The organism is Nocardia nepalensis (assembly GCF_048910785.1).
Lineage (GTDB): Bacteria > Actinomycetota > Actinomycetes > Mycobacteriales > Mycobacteriaceae > Nocardia > Nocardia nepalensis.
This window is the reverse complement of the sequence record NZ_JBKBET010000034.1, coordinates 1-1,655: the sequence shown is the minus strand read 5'-3', so window position 1 is coordinate 1,655 and position 1,655 is coordinate 1. Positions and strand designations below refer to the sequence as shown.

Annotated in this window: 1 protein-coding gene; it reads left to right on the top strand. The window is 69.2% G+C overall.

Features of this window, described 5'->3' with window-relative positions; translation table 11 throughout:
* The coding region (locus ACHQ4I_RS28605) for a type I polyketide synthase (protein ID WP_420774972.1) at positions 1 to 1,655 on the top strand (1,655 nt) is incomplete at both ends.

The window sequence follows — 1,655 nt, the reverse complement described above, 5'->3', positions numbered from 1 at the left end:
ACCGATACCGCGGATACCGACGCTGCTGATGCGGGTGTGGTGGTGTGGGAGTTGTCCTCCGGTGTGGAGGATGTGGTGGGTTCGGTGTATGCGGCCACGCATGCGGTGCTGGCGGTACTGCAGGACTGGCTGAGCGTGGAACGCTCGGGTGTGTTGATGGTGCTCACCCATGGTGCGGTCAGCCCGCCTGGTGAGGATGTCACCGATCTGGCTGCTGCGGCGGTGTGGGGGATGGTGCGGTCGGCGCAAGCCGAGCACCCGGGCCGGATCGTGTTGCTCGACACCGATGAAGGCGTCGATCTCGATCACGGTGTGGTGGGTGCGGTGGCCCTCGCCGCGCTGGCCCAGGCCGGTGAACCCCAGCTGATGCTGCGCCACGGCATCACCCACGGTGCCCGACTGACACCCGTACCCGCGAGCGTGCCGGCAGGGGATGCGCTGGCCGGGGATGCGCCGGCGGCGGTGTTGCCGGCGGCGATCGCTGCGGGCACGGTGTTGATCACCGGTGGTACCGGCATGGCCGGTGCCGCGTTGGCCCGCCATGTGGTCGGCGCCTACCGGGTGGGGCATGTGGTGTTGGTCAGCCGCCACGGTGGTGACGCCGCGGGCGCCACCGAGCTGGTCGCGGAGTTGCGTGCCGCGGGCGCCCAAGTACAGGTGGTGGCGTGTGATGTGGCCGATCGCGAGGCCGCGACACGATTGTTCACCGACGTGCTGGGGCAGTGCCCGCCGTTGAGCGCGGTCATCCACGCCGCGGGCGTGCTCGATGACGCGGTCATCACCTCGCTGACACCCGAACGGGTGGACACGGTGCTACGAGCCAAGGTCGACGCGGCCTGGAACCTGCACCAACTGACTGCTGAGATGCCGTTGTCGGCGTTCGTGGTGTTCTCCTCGATGGCCGGCACCGTGGGCTCGCCCGGGCAGGGTAACTATGCGGCGGCCAACGTGTTCCTCGACGCGCTGGCCAGCCACCGGCGAGCCGCCGGACTGCCGGGCATGTCGCTGGCGTGGGGGCAGTGGGCCCAGTCCAGTGCCATGACCGGACACCTCAGCGACCGTGACCTGGCGCGCCTCAAACGCACCGGTGTGGTGCCGATGAGTGTCGAAGAAGCGGTGGCGTTGTTCGATGCCGCGTTGGTCGCCGACCATCCCGCGGTGGCCACCGCCCGCCTCGACTACCGCATGCTGCGCGACCGCACCGTCGCCGCGTTCCTGCCACCGCTGTTCGGTGTCCTGGCCGGTACACCACGGCGACGCACGGTGGAAACCAGCACCGCGGCGGCGCGGTCGGAGCTAGCGCAGCGGTTGCACGGGCTCAGCAGCGACGAACAACGCCGACTGCTCACCGAGTTGGTGTGCACCCAGGCCTCGATCGCGTTGGGCTACACCGACACCACCGGTATCGATGCCCGCCAAGCGTTCAAGGACCTCGGGTTCGACTCGCTGACCGCGGTGGAACTACGCAACCGGCTGCAAACCAGCACCGGTCTGACCCTGACCCCCACCCTGATCTTCGACTACCCCACCCCCACCGCGCTGGCCGGCTATCTTCACGAGCAGTTGAGCGGATGGACCCCGCCACAGGCGGTGCGGTCGGTGACCCCGGCGCGTCTGGGTGTGGACGAACCGGTCGCGATCGTGGGAATCGGGTG